The sequence below is a fragment of the Mammaliicoccus stepanovicii genome (assembly GCF_002902525.1).
GTDB lineage: Bacteria > Bacillota > Bacilli > Staphylococcales > Staphylococcaceae > Mammaliicoccus > Mammaliicoccus stepanovicii.
The window spans coordinates 19,506-36,447 of sequence record NZ_PPQZ01000051.1 but is presented as its reverse complement, the minus strand read 5'-3'; the positions used below and the strand labels follow the sequence as shown (position 1 = coordinate 36,447).

Sequence of the window (16,942 nt, the reverse complement as noted above, 5' to 3'; positions counted from 1 at the left end):
AATTTAGTTAAAACTTTTATTTCTTATAACAAAACAGGACTGAAGAGAAAATTGCTTTTCTATTCAGCCCTGTTTATATTTCTAATGTTTTAAAGTTACTCAATGATTATTTTACAACACAAACTTTATCGCCTTGTTCCACTTTACCAGAAGCAAGCACTTCTAATTGAGAATCGTTTAAGTTCGTAACAACAATTGGTGTTACTGTGCTTTCTGCATGTTCTTTAATGAAATCTAAATCAACTTTCATCAATGGTTGTCCTTTAACAATATCAGTGTCTGCTTCAGCTAAAATTTCGAATCCTTTACCTTCAAGTTTAACAGTTTCTAGTCCGAAGTGAATTAATAATTCTACGCCATCATTTGATTCTAAACCTATCGCATGTTTAGTTGGGAAGACCATTTTTACTTTCCCATCAAATGGTGCTACTACTTCTCCTGTTTCAGGTATGATTGCGATACCATCTCCCATCATTTTTCCAGAGAAAACCTTATCAGGAACGTCAGTGATGTTTACAACTTCTCCTTTAACTGGTGAATAAATTGTAGCGCCTCCTTCTGCAAGGATAGCTGCACTTTCTGCGTCTCCGTCTTCTGTAACTGTTGTTTGACTTGGTTTAGAAATTTCTCCTGAGATAATTTTTGCCATATCATGTTTAATTTGATCTGATTTCGGACCAAATATTGCTTGCATATTATTACCAACTTCAAGTACACCTGAAGCACCTAATGCTTTTAGTGTATCTTTATCTACTTTAGATTTATCTTGTACTTCAACTCTTAATCGTGTAATACATGCATCTAAATGTTTAATATTTTCTTTACCACCCATAGCATCTAATACTGAAAATGGTAATTCACTCGTTGAGACTTTTGTTGATTTTTGTTGATTTTCTTCTCTACCTGGTGTTTTATAGTTGAATTTAGTAATAAAGAATCTAAATACAAAGTAATATATAACAGCATATACTATGCCGACTGGAATAACTAACCACCATGCTGTTTTACCTTGTAAAATACCAAAAGTAAAGAAATCAATAAATCCACCTGAGAATGTATATCCTAGATGTAAATCTAGTAAGTATAAAATTAAGAATGATAATCCATCTAACACTGCATGAATAAAGAATAATAATGGTGCTACGAATAAGAATGAAAATTCTAATGGCTCCGTAATACCTGTTAAGAATGATGTTAATGCTGCTGATCCCATTAAACCTGCAACAACTTTTTTATTTTCAGGTTTCGCCGTATGATAAATGGCTAACGCTGCTGCTGGAAGTCCAAACATCATGACTGGGAACTCACCTTGCATAAATTTACCAGATGTTAATTTCACGTTATCTGCAATTTGCGCTTGGAATATTGATAAATCACCATGAACTACTTTTCCAGCAGTAGTCGTGTATTCTCCAAATTCAAACCAAAACGGCGCATGGAAGATATGGTGTAAGCCAAACGGAATCAGTAATCGTTTAATGAAACCAAATAAGAATACTGCTACACCACTATTTGCATCAATTAAGCTAGATGAAAATTCATTTAAACCTGTTTGGATATATGGCCAAATCCAAGCCATAATAAATGCTAATACAAATGAAGTTGTAGCCATTGCAATGGGTACAAATCGTTTACCAGCAAAGAATCCTAAAAACGCTGGTAAATTAATATTGTAGAATTTATTATAACACCATGCGGCTAAGGCACCGATGATGATACCACCAAACACACCAGTTTGTAATGTAGGAATTCCTAATACATTAGCATATTGTGGATTGTCAGCATTTATATCTTTAGCTTCTATACCTAAGAAATTACCCATTGTTACATTTAATACTAAGAAACCAACAAATGCTGCAATTGCTGCAACACCGTCTCCTCCTGCTAAACCTATTGCTACACCAAGCGCAAATAACATAGGTAAATTATCAAAGATAATACCGCCTGCACCTTTCATCATTTCAGCAATATTCTTCATAATTTCAGTATCTAAAAACGGTAAGGCCTCAACTAAATTTGGTGTTTGCATTGCTGCACCAAACGCTAACAATAAACCTGCTGCTGGCAAGATTGCAACTGGTAACATTAATGCTTTACCAATGCGTTGCATTTGCCCAAATAATTTTTTAAACATTGTTATCCTCCTTGATTATTTTACGACTAGAAGTTTATCGCCTTGCTCTATACTTCCAGTTTCCAAAATTTCTAATTCTTTGTTGTCTAAATTCGTAATCACAATCGGTGTTATAGTACTATCTGCATGTTGTTTAATATAGTCCAAGTCAACTTTCATTAAAGTTTGGCCCTTCACTATATGAGCATCTGCTTCAACTAAAATTTCGAATCCTTCACCTTCAAGTTTAACTGTTTCTAATCCGAAGTGAATTAATAGTTCTACACCTTCTTTTGATTCTAAACCTATCGCGTGTTTTGTAGGGAATACCATTTTTACTTTTCCATCAAATGGTGCTACTACTTCACCTGTTTCAGGAATGATTGCGATACCATCACCCATCATTTTTTCAGAAAATACTTTATCAGGTACTTCAGTTATATTTACAACTTCACCTTTAATTGGTGAATAAACTGTAGCACCACCTTCAACAAGTATAGCTAAACTTTCTGGATCTCCATCTTCTGTAACTGTTGTTTCACTCGGTTTAGAAATTTCGCCTGAGATAATTTTGGCCATATCATGTTTAATTTGATCTGATTTTGGACCAAATATTGCTTGCATATTATTTCCAACTTCAAGCACACCTGATGCACCTAACGATTTTAAAGCACCTTTATCTACTTTAGACTTATCAAGAACTTCAACTCTTAGTCGTGTGATACACGCATCTAAGTGTTTAATGTTTTGTTTACCACCCATTGCATCTAAAACATCGAAAGGTAATTCAGCAACTGAACTGTTACGTGATTCAGTTTCTTCTACTTCTCTACCAGGTGTTTTTAAATTAAATTTCTTAATTGCAAACGTGAATAAGAAATAGTAAATCAATGCATAAATAATACCAACTGGAATTACTAATAACGCGTTTGTTCTATCCCAATTGATCAGACCGTAAAGAATATAATCGATAAATCCTCCAGAGAACGTCATACCTATTTGTACATGTAATAAATGCATAACAAGGAATGATGTACCAGCTAATAATACGTGAATACCATATAATATCGGCGCTACAAATAAGAATGAAAATTCTAAAGGTTCTGTAATACCTGTTAAGAATGACGTTAACCCAGCAGATAGCATTAAACCGCCGACAACCTTTTTACGTTCTGGACGAGCTTGACGATAAATAGCAAATGCGGCTGCCGGTAAACCGAACATCATAAATGGATATTTACCAGTAGTGAATGCACCTGCAGTAAATGGAACGCCATCCTTTAGCTGTTCCATAAAGATTCGTTGATCCCCACGAACAAGTACACCTGCTTTATTTACATACTCACCAAATTCGAACCAAAATGGGGCATAAAAAATATGATGCAATCCAAATGGTATTAATGACCTTTCAATAACACCAAACAAGAATGTTGTTACGGCAAGATTTTTATTTAATAAAAATGTTGATAACATATTTAAGCCTTCTTGAATTGGTGGCCAAGCGAATGAAAGGACAATACCTGTAATAATTGCAATAACCGATGTCATAATTGGTACGAATCATTTACCTGCAAAGAATCCTAAAAATGAAGGTAACGTTATATTGTAATATTTGTTATAACACCAAGCTGCCAATGCACCCATGATAATACCGCCAAATACTCCAGTTTGAAGTGTCGGTATTCCAAGAACAAGTGCGTTAGCTGGTTCTTTAGCTGTTTGACCTAATGTCTTTGCACCTTCAGCATAAGAGAAAATATTATCTATCGTTAACCCTTTAACGACACCCATAGTTGTATTCATTATTAAATAACCAACTAATGCAGCTAAAGCGGCAACACCATCTCCTCCTGCTAATCCTAAAGCAGTCCCAATTGCAAAGAGTAACGGTAAATTATCAAATATAATTTGCCCTGAAGACTCCATAACTGACGCAATCATAACGATAGCATCTGATTTTAGCCATGGTGCAATTTGAATAAATTGCTCATTTTTCATTGCATTCCCGAATGCCAGTAAAATACCCGCAGCTGGCAAGATTGCAACAGGTAACATTAATGCTTTACCAATCCGTTGCAACTGACCAAAGAACTTTTTAAACATGTATAAACCCTCCTATTTTTTAACTAAATAAATGAATGCACTAAAAAAGGCATGAGCAAAGAAACCCACCGAATCGGTAGTGTCTATTTGCTCATGCCTGATCGTATCAGTAACACGCAATTTATAAGTTATTATTAAAGTGTTGGATATGCATCGTTAAATATGCCAATTCAGATTGGTAAATTGGTTTCTTCAACTGTGATTGCATCATCTTCACTATCTTTATGGATATATTATAGCACAGTGGATATTGCGCTTTCAATAACGTTTCGATATTTGTAGCATCAGGAATTCTTTCATCTGCTAAAACTCTTTGAATAGCAAAATGTAAATGTCTGACAAATCGACTGTAATTAATACTATTTTTATCAATTGTAACTTCTAGGTCTTCTTCAATTATTATTATAGCATTTTGAATAATTTCTTTGATGTTATAAATATCATGTATTGTGTGATTCACTTCAGCTGAATGTATATGCAATGCTATAAATCCTGCTTCAGATTCTATAAACTGTAAATCTAACTTTTCATTTAATGCTTTTACTGCTGTTTCTGCAATCTTGTACTCTCTTGGATAAAGTAACTCTGTTTCCTTTAAAAATGGATTATGAACATGTATATCTTCTTTAATTCGTTTAATAGCAAATATAATATGATCAGTTAATGATATGAGTGTCTTTTCACTTACACTTCCACCTAATTGTCTATCAATCCCGTTTACTACTTCTAGAACAGCGTTAAATACATATTCATTTGTATCATCTAACAATTGTCTGTATTTATCTTTATCTCTTTCAGATTCTAATAAATATATTTTTTCAATTAAGTCAGTATTAATTACATCACCCTGTTTTTTACCAAAACTAATTCCTTTTCCAATTAGGATTACTTCTTTTTCGTAGTAATTTGCAACTAATACATTATTATTGAGCGTTTTTTCTATAACGTATTTTCCCATTTGTTAAACCTCATTCTGAAGACCTATTACATATTATACAATTGATGCTAATATAATGGTAGGTATTTTAATACCAATAAATTTACAGGATGTGTATTGACAATGAAAAAATCAAGATTATATATTTTTTCAATATTATCAGTTTTATTAATTTCTACAATTTTCTATCCAAAAAACAATGCTAAAGCTGTTACCGAAGAAGCATGGGATAATGCAGTAACCGTTTATGGTGCTTCTTTAGAGAATAATGCTTCTGCTAAAGAAACAACATCTCATCTGCTCGGAACTAAAAACAACGATAAAGTGACTTATGTAAATGCTGATGACTTAAATAAATATTTAAATATGCAATCATCTAATGATGTCTTAAAATCAAGTATTCGTATAACTAAGACCTCTAAGGGCAGTGGCTTAAATTTAAATATTAATCAAGACCAAGGTAAAATCACAAAAGTAACGGAAGATACTTATAAAAACGCATTGATGACTGCTGGAATTCAAGATGCAGATGTGACAATAGCTTCAAGTGAAGATGTAACTGGAGAAAGTGCATTAGCCGGAGTATATAAAGCATTTGAATCACAAGGCGAAAAAATAAATGAATCAAGAACACAAGTTGCACAAGAAGAATTATCTACAATTAACCAAATTGCTGATGAGAATAAAGGTCAAGAAGGCTTTTCACAATCACAATTAAACAAAACGATTGCTGAATCTAAACAAGCTGTTGCTGAAAAATCCGGAAATGTATCGGTAACTGAAATAACGAATATCGTTAACCAAAAAATCGAAGATAACGGATTAACTAACATTGTTTCAGATAATCAAATTAATATGATCGTAAATGTTATCCAAAAAGCACAAAACGATGGTGTGTTTGATGGAGAAAATGCTAAAGATTTCATAAATAATTCAAAAGATTATGTTAATGATATCGTAAAATCTGACGACTTCAAAGATGCAAAGAAAAAAGCAGAGGATGTTGGCAATAATATTAAAGATAAATTGCAGGATGAAGGTATTTGGGATAAAATCGTAAACGCAATTAAAGATATCTTTAACGCAATAGCAAACTTATTTAAATAAATGTTTAACCAACTTAATACAAAACAAAAAATAACCTGAGATTCAATCTCAGGTTATTTTTTGTTATTCATCTTTATTATTTTGATTAAGTGTATCTTGTTCATCATCAATAACCTCATTAGTCGATTCATGATAATCTGTTTGATCAAACGTATTTTGAGTTTGCTTATTTGTATCAACTTTACTACTTTCATGGTTATATGGATTATTACCCCATGCTTCAATATTCTTAAAGTTGGCATTAATATTCTCTATTTTAAATACTGGGTTAAGCTTACGCTTTCTTTGACTTCTGTAATCTTTTGCAACTTCAAAGACAACTGTTGCAAGTCCGAATAACGCTATTATATTAATTATGGCCATCAATCCCATAAATAAATCAGCTGTATCCCATACAGTTTGTACTTGAATAACTGATCCTACAAATACCATTGCTATTACAAATAATCTAAAAATAAACATTACGATTTTATTTTTAGTTAAATACTCAATATTTGATTGCCCATAATAATAGTTACCTATGATTGATGAGAAAGCAAACATAAATACTGCTACAGTTAAGAATATACCACCAAATTCACCAACATGCGTTGTTAAAGCTTTTTGCGTTACAGCAACACCTTGCTCCGCATCTGGACCAAATTGTAAATCTGTATATAGTAATAACATAATAGCTGTTGCTGAACAAATAATCATCGTATCAAAGAATACACCTAATGATTGGATTAATCCTTGTTTAACAGGGTGACTTACAGCTGCAGTTGCTGCGGCATTGGCAGCAGAACCCATACCTGCTTCATTTGAGAATAAACCACGTTTAATACCTTGCATTAAAGCGAAACCTACAGCCCCACCAAATGCAGGATGTAAACCAAATGCACTTCTCACGATGTTTTGAAGCATTGGCCAAATTTGGTCAACGTTCATAAATAATATGTAACCAACTAAACCAATATATCCTATTGCCATTATTGGTACGATAAATGATGAAACAGTCGCAATACTTCTTACACCACCAAAAATTACAAGTGCTGTAATAATCGCTAATATAATACCAGTTGTTATATTTGAAAATTCATATTGTTCATTTAATGATGCTGCAATTGTATTAGATTGTACTGTGTTAAAAACAAATGCAAATGTAACCGTGATTAATATCGCAAATATAACACCTAGCCATTTTTGTCCTAAACCACGTTCAATATAATACGCAGGTCCACCTCTATATCCACCTGCTTCGTCTTTAACTTTATATACTTGAGCCAATGTTGCTTCAAAGAATGCACTTGCCGCACCAATAAATGCGATAACCCACATCCAGAATACTGCACCAGGGCCACCTAACACGATAGCTGTTGCAACTCCTGCAATGTTACCAGTTCCGACACGGGAAGCTGCACTAATTGCGAAGGCTTGGAAAGATGATATACCTTTTTTCCCATCATCAAGTGTTTCTGGCTTTTCGAAAATAACTCTAAACATTTCTGGCAACCATCTAAGTTGTACTACTCTAGAACTAATTGTAAAAAATATGCCAGCCAGTAAAAGTAAGAAAATTAAATTCTGTGTCCAAATTAAATCATTACCCCATTGCACAAAGTCATGAAACCAACTTGGGATATAACTATCAAAATCCTTCAAAGAAACCCCTCAATTCTATTTTAATGTAAATTTATAAAATACTAATATAATTCTACCATGTACGTACATTTATGACTATATTTTTTTAGTTTAGTGACTTTTGTTCGAAGAATATATCTTGTATTTCTCCAAATTCAGTTTCATCAATAATAAATCGACCATTCGTATATCTTTCACTAAAATTCAAATCTTTAGTATTAATTTTAATTGTATCTTTATTTGATGAAATGACACAAACCTGTTCTTCTGAAAGTGTCATGGCACTTATAATTTTATGTGACTTAGATTTTAATTCTTTCAAAATCATAAGACCTCTTTGTGCCCTTTTCGCAGGTATAAATTGATCAGATTTCATATGTTTAACTGAACCACGGTCAGTCACGATAAATACAGTTTTTGTATTTGGTAATGTTTCCGTCATTACAACTTTGTCGTTATCTTTTAAATTAATAGATTTAACGCCGGCTGCTTTTAATCCTATATCAGATAATTCATCCGTATCATAAGTTAAACTCATACCTTTTTCAGTGATCACAGTTATAAGTTCATCTTCGGTAACCTTTATAACTGAAACGACTTCGTCATCACCTTTAAGTTTAATTGCAACTAATGGTTTCGTTATTCTTGATGCTTTAAACTTATCATTTGTAGATTTCTTAATCATACCGTTCTTAGTCGCAATAATATAATTTGAACCACGTTTAAAATCATTTTCGAAAAATACGTTAACTATATATTCCTCATCATCGATCGTAATTACTTGTGAAATATGTTTACCCAGCTCTTTCCATTTCAAATCGACAATTTCATGAACAGGTATAAATAAGTAATTCCCTTTAGAAGTAAATGCAATCATCGTATCTTGTGTATTAACTTTTTTGTGCGTCAACAAGTAGTCTCCATCTTTCAATCCTACTTCTTCTACACCACTAGCTTGATAACTTCTATTTGATGTACGTTTAATATATCCATCATGTGTAACTGAAACAATTGTTTCCTCACTTGGAACAAGAATTTCTTTTTCAATTTTAATTTCTGTAATTTTTTCTTCGATGTCTGTTAACCGTTCTTCACTAAATTCTTTTTTAATATTTCTAAGTTCTGATTTAATGACTTTAAGTAGTGACTTTTCATTTCCTAAAATATCTTCAAGTTTTTTAATGATTGCTTTTAGCTCATCGAATTCTTTCTCTAAAGAAACAATATCCGTATTTGTTAATCTATATAATTGCAACATAACGATGGCTTCAGCTTGCTCTTCAGTAAATGCATATTTTTCAATTAAATTTTCTTTAGCATCTCGTTTATTATTTGAAGCTCTAATTGTTTCAATAACCTCATCTAAAATTGATAGTGCCTTTATTAGCCCTTCAACTATATGCATACGTTTTTCAGCTTGTGAAAGTTCATATTGAGAACGTCTTGTTACGACTTCTTTTTGATGTTCTACATAGCTTTCCAAAATTTGTTTCAATCCTAATAATTCTGGTCTTCTCTTATTAATTGCAACCATATTAAAATGGTACAACACTTGTAGGTCGGTATTTTTATATAAATAGTTAAGTACACCTTCACTGTTTATATCTTTTTTAAGTTCAATCGCAATTCTCAAGCCTTCTCTATCAGTTTCATCACGAACTTCAACAATGCCTTCGATTTTTTTATCTGCACGAAGTTCGTCAATTTTTTTAACTAAGCTACTTTTATTTACTTCAAATGGAACTTCCGTAACAATAATTTGTTCTCTTCCACCACGAATAGATTCGATTTCAACTTTACTCCGAACGACAATTTTTCCTTTTCCAGTTCTATATGCCTTTTTAATACCATCTAATCCTTGGATGATACCGCCTGTAGGAAAGTCGGGACCTTTAATATGTTCTATTAATTCATCAATCGTGCTACTTGGTTTGTCGATTAATTTTAAAGTTGCATCAATTACTTCACCTAAATTATGTGGTGGAATATCCGTTGCATAACCTGCAGAAATACCAGTAGAACCATTAACAAGTAAATTTGGATAACGAGCTGGTAACACCATTGGTTCCATCGCAGTATCATCAAAATTCTCAACATGATCTACTGTTTCTTTATCAATATCTTGAAGCAGCACTTCGGCTAATTTACTAAGCTTTGCTTCTGTATAACGCATCGCTGCTGGTGGGTCATTGTCGATACTACCATTATTACCATGCATTTCGATTAGAACATGTCTTAATTTCCAATCTTGACTCATTCTTACCATCGCTTCATATACTGAAGAATCTCCGTGAGGGTGATAGTTACCGATTACATTACCGACTGTTTTAGCACTTTTTCTAAAATTACGATCATAAAGATTTCCATCTTTATACATAGCAAATAAAATTCTACGTTGTACTGGTTTAAGTCCATCTCGTACGTCAGGAAGTGCACGATCTTGAATGATATATTTACTATATCTACCAAACCTGTCTCCTATAACATCTTCTAAAGGAAGGTTTTGAATTTGCTCAACCATTACTTAACTTCCCCCTCTGTTGATTCAATTTCATCATCTAATAATTGTAAATCATCACTTTCCAGAATACTTTGGTCTTCTTGCATACCAAATTGTACGTGTCTTTCAATCCATTCTCTACGGGGCTCAACTTTGTCACCCATTAATGTTGTCACTCTTCTTTGTGAACGTACTTCGTCATCGATACTAACTCTAATTAGAGTTCTCGTTTCTGGATTCATAGTCGTTTCCCATAATTGGTCAGCGTTCATTTCACCTAAACCTTTATATCTTTGTAAAGTAAAGCCTTTGCCTAATTTATTCATCAATTTATCCAAATCTTCATCTGTCCAAGCATATTCAACTTGTTTAGACTTACCTTTACCTTTTTCTACTTTATATAAAGGTGGTAGTGCAATATAAATTTTGCCTGCTTCAAATAAAGGTCTCATATATTTAAAGAAGAAAGTTAGAAGTAATACTTGGATGTGCGCACCATCTGTATCTGCATCGGTCATAATAATAACTTTATTATAATTACTATCTTCGATATTGAAATCTGGACCCACACCAGCTCCAATTGTATGAATAATTGTATTTATTTCTTCATTTTTAAAAATGTCATCTAGTTTTGCTTTTTCAGTATTGATTACTTTTCCTCTTAAAGGCAAAATGGCCTGAAACTTACGATCTCTACCAAGTTTTGCTGAACCACCTGCAGAGTCACCTTCGACTAAATATAGTTCGTTCTTGTCTGTATTTTTACTCTGAGCTGGTGTCAATTTACCAGATAACAAAGTTTCTTTACGTTTGTTTTTCTTACCATTTCTTGCTTCTTCACGTGCTTTTCTTGCTGCTTCCCTTGCTTGTGAAGCTTTAACTGCTTTCTTAAGTAATGATTTAGATAATTGCCCTTTTTCCTCTAAGTAAAATGGTAATTGATCTGATAAAACAGAGTCTACTGCTGCTCTTGCTTCATTTGTACCTAGTTTAGATTTAGTTTGCCCTTCAAATTGTAATAAATCCTCTGGAATTCTTACTGAAATAATTGTGGTTAAACCTTCTCTAATATCACTACCATCTAAATTTTTATCTTTTGGTTTTAATTCTCCAATTTTACGTGCATATTCATTAAATATTCTTGTAAACGATGACTTTAATGCTGTTTCATGAGTACCGCCATCTTTCGTTCTAACGTTATTCACAAAACTTAATATTGTCTCTGAATATTGATCATTAAATTGAAAACTAATATCAACTTCTATTTCATTAGAAGATCCACTAAACATTGCAACATCATGAAGTACATCTTTACCTTCGTTTAAGTACTTAACAAACTCTTTAATCCCATCTTCGTAATGATAATTCACTACAATCGGTTCATCTTCTCTTAAGTCTGTTATTTTAATTTTTAGAGCTTTTAATAAAAAGGCTGATTCTTGAAGTCTTTCACATAAAGTCTCAAAATTAAAATGCGTTGTAGACTTAAAAATACTTTGATCAGGTTTGAAATGTACTGTTGTACCTGATTTACGAGTCTTTCCTTTTTTCTCTAAAGTTGTTGCAGGAATACCACCATTTTTAAATGTTTGTTTATAAGTGTAACCATCTCTATGAATCGTTACTTCTAACCATTCGCTAAGTGCATTAACGACTGAAGCACCTACACCATGTAAACCGCCAGATGTTTTGTATCCCCCTTGGCCAAATTTACCCCCAGCATGTAATACCGTAAAAATTACTTCAGGTGTTGGTTTTCCTGTTTTGTGTAGACCTGTCGGCATACCTCTACCATTATCTGAAACTGAAATACTATTATCTTTATGTATTGTAACTTCTATTTCAGATCCATACCCATTTAAAACTTCATCAACAGAGTTATCTACTATTTCATATACTAAATGGTGAAGTCCGCGAACATCTGTTGAACCTATATACATACCTGGTCTTTTTCTTACTGCCTCAAGACCTTCTAGTACTTGAATTGAATCTTCACCATATTGAACTTTTGCTTGTTTATTCAATATTTCTCCTCCTACAAACGTACGTTCGTTTTTATTGCTATACATTAGTTATTTTGTTATAAATCACTAGAAAAAGCAAGTCCTATCACTAATTGTGGTACAATTTCACTTTACTTTCTTTAACTTTTACTTTTTTAAATAGTAACCTATTTATACTTATGGTAAACTATTAATACCTGCTATCAAAGGAGTGTTGCAATAATGACTTTTGTTGTTATTATACTTAGCTACTTAGTCGGATGTTTTCCAAGTGGCCTGGTGTTAGGTAAATTATTTTATAAAAAAGATATTAGAGAATTTGGTAGTGGCAACTTAGGCGCAACCAATACATTTAGAGTGTTAGGCAAAAAAGCTGGATTTATTGTTATGTTTCTCGATATATTCAAGGGATTTATTGTAGTTTTCTTCCCATTATGGTTTAATGTAGATATTCCTAGTATATTTGTAGGTATTTTTGCAGTAATTGGTCATGTGTTCCCAATTTTCTTAAAGTTCCGTGGCGGAAAAGCTGTAGCAACAAGTGCTGGTGCTGTTTTAGGTGTCCACCCACTATTGTTAATTATACTCGCAATTATATTCTTATCGATATTATTCCTTACTAAATATGTATCATTATCAAGTATAGTTGCAAGTATTTGCTGTGTGATTGGTGCGATATTCATTGGTGATTTACCATTTTTATTCGTTTCAATTGCTATAATGGTTATATTGTTAGTAAGACATCAATCCAATATCGTTAGAATATTCAAAGGAAGCGAACCAAAAATCAAATGGATGTAAAGGAGAATGCTCTATGAATTTAGAAATTACTGATAAAGCGATAGAATGGTTTAAACGTGAATTAGAATTCAATGATGACCAAGCATTAAGAATTATTGTGCGCTATGGCGGTGAATTTCAATTAAAACAAGGCTTCTCACCGGCTTTTACAGTTGACTCTTTAGATAGTTCTGAAGTGGGATTTAAAGACGAGAAAGACAATATAACATTCTTTATAGACGAAAAAGATTTATGGTATTTTAAAGACAATGATTTACTCATTGATTTAAATGAACATGACGAAATTAAATATGTAGCGAAAGCTGCTAAATAATAAGTAGAAGAGCCAACGACTTTAACCAGTCGCTGGCTCTTTCTTATTAGTTGAACTCGTAAATGAATTTAATCTTGCTCTTATAATTTACGATCTATACCTTTATCTGATTCTTCTTTAATTTTTAAATATGCTTCATGCCATTCAGGGAAACTTTTATCTAATCTTATTGGTCTATTTGAGCCTTTTTTTAAGCAAACATGTGTAGTTGAACCAGTTGACACGATGTCACCATTTTCATTTATAATTTCATAAGAATAAATAGATCTGATTGGAGAATATTTAGAGATCCATGTTTTTACGATTACTTTCTCAGGATACGTTATGGATTGCATATATTTAATATTTAAATCTACTACAGGAGAAATAATACCTGCTTTCTCCATATCAGCATAACTAAATCCTGCTTTATATATATAGTCTGTACGTGCAACTTCTAACCAAATTGCATAATTTGCATGATACACAACACCCATTTTATCAGTTTCAGCGTATCTTACATCAATTGGTGTCTCACTATAAATCATTTATTATCCCTCTTTCTAAATTGCTTACTTTCATCATCATACCATAAAAAGAAAAACAACTGCTCGATTAAGCAGTTGTTTTTTAGCATTATGCTAATTTATTTCTTAATACCATTTGTAAGATGCCACCATGTCTGTAGTAATCAATTTCTACTTCAGAATCAAAGCGTGCTAATGCATCAAATTCAGTTACTTTACCGTCTTCACTAGTAGCCGTAACTTTTAGAATATCACGAGGTTTTACACCTTCATGAATATCAACAGAAATTGATTCTCTACCAGTTAAGCCTAAGCTTTCTGCAGAATCACCTTTTTGGAATTGTAATGGTAATACACCCATCATAACAAGGTTAGAACGGTGGATACGCTCATAACTTTGTGCGATAACTGTTTTAACACCTAGAAGATTTGTACCTTTAGCTGCCCAGTCACGTGATGATCCCATTCCGTAATCATTTCCAGCTAATACACATAAGCCGATACCATTTTCTTGATATTTCATTGAAGCATCAAAGATTGGCATAACTTCTTCAGTTGGCCAATAAGTTGTAAATCCACCTTCTGTACCTGGTGCTAATTGGTTTTTAATACGGATATTAGCAAATGTACCTCTCATCATCACTTCATGATTACCACGACGTGATCCATATGAGTTGAAGTCTCTTATTGCTACGCCATGATCTTGAAGATACTTACCAGCTGGTGTGTCTTTACCGATTGCACCTGCAGGAGAAATATGGTCTGTCGTAACAGAATCACCAAATTTACCCATAACGCGTAAGTCACTTAATGGCTTAATATCGGCAGGTTCTTTAGATAAACCTTCAAAGAATGTTGGGTTTTGGATATAAGTTGAACTTGGATCAAAGTCATATAATGGTTGATCAGTCGTTTCAATTTGGTTCCATATTTCATTTGATTCAAATACTGATTTATATTCTTCTCTAAATAATTCTGGTGTTACAACTGAAAGAACTGTTTCTTTAACTTCTTCAATTGATGGCCAAATATCAGCTAAGTAAATATCTTTACCATTTTCATCTTGACCAAGTGGGTCTTTTTGTAAATCGAAATTCATTGTTCCTGCTAAAGCATATGCCACTACTAATTGTGGTGAAGCTAAGTAGTTTGCTTTAACTAAAGGATGAATACGACCTTCAAAGTTTCTGTTACCAGATAATACAGACGTTACAAGTAAATCTTCTTCAGCAATTGCTTTTTCGATTTCAGGTAATAATGGACCTGAGTTACCGATACATGTCGTACAACCGTAACCAACTAAATTAAAGCCTAATTGATCTAAGTATTCTTGAAGTCCTGCATCTCTTAAATAACCAGTAACGACCTTAGAACCTGGTGCTAATGAAGTCTTAACATAATCAGGTACTTTCAGACCTTTTTCAACTGCTTTCTTAGCAACAAGACCTGCACCTAACATAACATACGGGTTAGATGTATTCGTACATGAAGTAATGGCAGCAATTGCAATGTCTCCAGTTGTCATAGAAGTTTTTGTTCCGTCTTCTAATTCAATGTCTACTTTTTTGTCAAATTCTGATTTATCGAAACCATGTCCTTGGTTTCCTGCTGGAGCAGTTACAGAATCTACAAATGATTTCTTCATGTTACTTAATTTAATTAAGTCTTGTGGACGTTTTGGTCCAGATAACGAAGCTTCAACAGTAGATAAATCTAAGCTCACTACATCAGTATATGTCGGTTCAACATTTTCAGCATTGAAGAACATATTGTTTTCTTTTAAGTATTTTTCAACTACTTGAACTTGTTCTTCTGTACGACCAGTTAAACGTAAATAACTTAGTGATTCTTGATCTACCGGGAAGAAACCACAAGTTGCACCGTATTCAGGAGCCATATTAGCAATCGTTGCTCTATCAGCTAACGGTAATTTTTCAACGCCTGGTCCGAAGAATTCAACAAATTTACCTACAACACCTTTTTTACGAAGCTCTTCTGTTACACGTAATGCTAAGTCAGTAGCAGTAGTTCCTTGTGGCAATTCATTCGTTAATTTAACACCAATAACTTCTGGAACAGGGAAATATGAAGGTTGACCTAACATACCAGCCTCTGCTTCAATACCACCAACACCCCAGCCTAGAACACCGATACCATTAATCATAGTTGTATGAGAGTCAGTACCTACTAGTGTATCTGGGTAAGTTACAAGTTCATTGCCTTCTTCTCTAATATGAACAACACTTGCTAAATATTCTAAATTCACTTGGTGAACGATACCAGTTGCTGGTGGAACAGCACGATAGTTATCAAATGATTTAGTTGCCCAGTTTAAAAATTGGTAACGTTCGATATTACGTTCAAACTCTAATTTCATATTCATTTCTAATGAATTAGGTAATGCATAGCTATCTACTTGTACCGAGTGGTCAATTACTAAATCAACCGGAACTTCAGGGTTGATTTTAGAAACATCTCCACCTACATCATCCATCGCTTTACGCAAAGATGCTAAATCGACAACTGCTGGAACACCAGTGAAGTCTTGTAATATAACACGAGAAGGCTTGAATGGTACTTCTGCATTTGGATCGTTAGATTTACCCCATTTTGCTAAATTCTTAATATGATCTTCTGTAATTACGCGACCATCAAATTGTCTTAATACAGATTCCAATAACACACGAATTGAATATGGTAATTTTTCAACATTAGATAAACCTAGTTCATCTAATGTATTTAAGCTGTAGAACGTGTATGTCTTGCCGTTCAATTCAAAAGACTTTTTAGATTGTTCTTTTAAACTTGAGCTCATTTTAGTTCCCCCTTTTATTTGTGCAAGTTAATGCTTCATATACAATTGTATAATCAATACCATAGTAAAACAATACATACACCCTAAAAATACGTATATTTATCATTCAAGTTTATAATATGCA

Annotated in this window: 10 protein-coding genes and 1 pseudogene; 3 read left to right on the top strand and 8 right to left on the bottom strand. The window is 33.0% G+C overall.

The annotated features are described in order from the left end of the window. Positions 1-106 precede the first annotated feature (106 nt). From ptsG (CD111_RS08335) to glcT, 3 genes and pseudogenes are all read right to left on the bottom strand, one after another. Positions 107-2,134 (bottom strand): glucose-specific PTS transporter subunit IIBC, encoded by a 2,028-nt coding sequence (gene ptsG / locus CD111_RS08335; RefSeq protein WP_095088124.1) that lies wholly within the window; start codon positions 2,132-2,134, stop codon positions 107-109. A gap of 15 nt (positions 2,135-2,149) precedes the next feature. Then, positions 2,150-4,216, bottom strand: a pseudogene (gene ptsG, locus CD111_RS08330) (glucose-specific PTS transporter subunit IIBC). Positions 4,217-4,337: 121 nt separating this feature from the next. Beyond that, entirely contained in the window at positions 4,338-5,174 is an 837-nt protein-coding gene (gene glcT / locus CD111_RS08325) for a glucose PTS transporter transcription antiterminator GlcT (protein ID WP_095088126.1), read from the bottom strand. Between the two features lie 102 nt (positions 5,175-5,276). On the opposite strand from glcT, the gene CD111_RS08320 reads away from it, so the two are divergent. Then, positions 5,277-6,260, top strand: a complete 984-nt coding sequence (locus CD111_RS08320; protein WP_095088128.1) for a DUF1002 domain-containing protein — start codon at positions 5,277-5,279, stop codon at positions 6,258-6,260. Between the two features lie 63 nt (positions 6,261-6,323). On the opposite strand, the gene alsT is transcribed toward CD111_RS08320, so the two are convergent. The 3 genes from alsT to parE all read right to left on the bottom strand — a co-directional run bounded on the left by alsT (position 6,324) and on the right by parE (position 12,404). Beyond that, on the bottom strand, positions 6,324-7,901 hold the full coding sequence (gene alsT, locus CD111_RS08315; protein ID WP_229726508.1) for a glutamine transporter AlsT: 1,578 nt from the start codon (positions 7,899-7,901) through the stop codon (positions 6,324-6,326). Positions 7,902-7,986: 85 nt separating this feature from the next. Beyond that, positions 7,987-10,401: a DNA topoisomerase IV subunit A gene (gene parC / locus CD111_RS08310; protein WP_095088130.1), complete on the bottom strand. Its 2,415-nt coding sequence runs from the start codon at positions 10,399-10,401 to the stop codon at positions 7,987-7,989. After that, complete coding sequence (parE, locus tag CD111_RS08305) at positions 10,401-12,404, bottom strand: DNA topoisomerase IV subunit B (RefSeq protein ID WP_095088131.1); 2,004 nt, start codon at positions 12,402-12,404, stop codon at positions 10,401-10,403. Before parE ends, parC begins: the two co-directional genes overlap by 1 nt. Positions 12,405-12,602: 198 nt before the next feature. Between parE and plsY the strand changes: the two genes are divergently transcribed. Together plsY and CD111_RS08295 are read left to right on the top strand one after the other, a co-directional pair. Then, positions 12,603-13,184, top strand: a complete 582-nt coding sequence (gene plsY / locus CD111_RS08300) for a glycerol-3-phosphate 1-O-acyltransferase PlsY (RefSeq protein WP_188350548.1) — start codon at positions 12,603-12,605, stop codon at positions 13,182-13,184. A 13-nt stretch (positions 13,185-13,197) separates the two neighbouring features. Next, positions 13,198-13,497, top strand: coding sequence for a HesB/YadR/YfhF family protein (locus tag CD111_RS08295; RefSeq protein ID WP_095088136.1), 300 nt, complete (start codon positions 13,198-13,200; stop codon positions 13,495-13,497). 80 nt (positions 13,498-13,577) lie between these two features. Here CD111_RS08295 and menI read toward each other — a convergent pair whose 3' ends face one another. Together menI and acnA are read right to left on the bottom strand one after the other, a co-directional pair. Next, positions 13,578-14,024: a 1,4-dihydroxy-2-naphthoyl-CoA hydrolase MenI gene (gene menI / locus CD111_RS08290; protein WP_095088137.1), complete on the bottom strand. Its 447-nt coding sequence runs from the start codon at positions 14,022-14,024 to the stop codon at positions 13,578-13,580. Between the two features lie 88 nt (positions 14,025-14,112). Further along, a complete protein-coding gene (acnA, locus tag CD111_RS08285; RefSeq protein WP_095088138.1) occupies positions 14,113-16,818 on the bottom strand; it encodes an aconitate hydratase AcnA in 2,706 nt (901 codons plus the stop codon). Positions 16,819-16,942 lie beyond the last annotated feature (124 nt).

What these genes read in the sequence shown, in the direction of transcription:
- parC (WP_095088130.1), bottom strand. Translation starts at nt 10,401, where the DNA reads ATGGTTGAGCAAATTCAAAACCTTCCTTTAGAAGATGTTATAGGAGAC.
- menI (WP_095088137.1), bottom strand. Translation starts at nt 14,024, where the DNA reads ATGATTTATAGTGAGACACCAATTGATGTAAGATACGCTGAAACTGAT.
- glcT (WP_095088126.1), bottom strand. Translation starts at nt 5,174, where the DNA reads ATGGGAAAATACGTTATAGAAAAAACGCTCAATAATAATGTATTAGTT.
- CD111_RS08320 (WP_095088128.1), top strand. Translation starts at nt 5,277, where the DNA reads ATGAAAAAATCAAGATTATATATTTTTTCAATATTATCAGTTTTATTA.
- ptsG (WP_095088124.1), bottom strand. Translation starts at nt 2,134, where the DNA reads ATGTTTAAAAAATTATTTGGGCAAATGCAACGCATTGGTAAAGCATTA.
- CD111_RS08295 (WP_095088136.1), top strand. Translation starts at nt 13,198, where the DNA reads ATGAATTTAGAAATTACTGATAAAGCGATAGAATGGTTTAAACGTGAA.
- acnA (WP_095088138.1), bottom strand. Translation starts at nt 16,818, where the DNA reads ATGAGCTCAAGTTTAAAAGAACAATCTAAAAAGTCTTTTGAATTGAAC.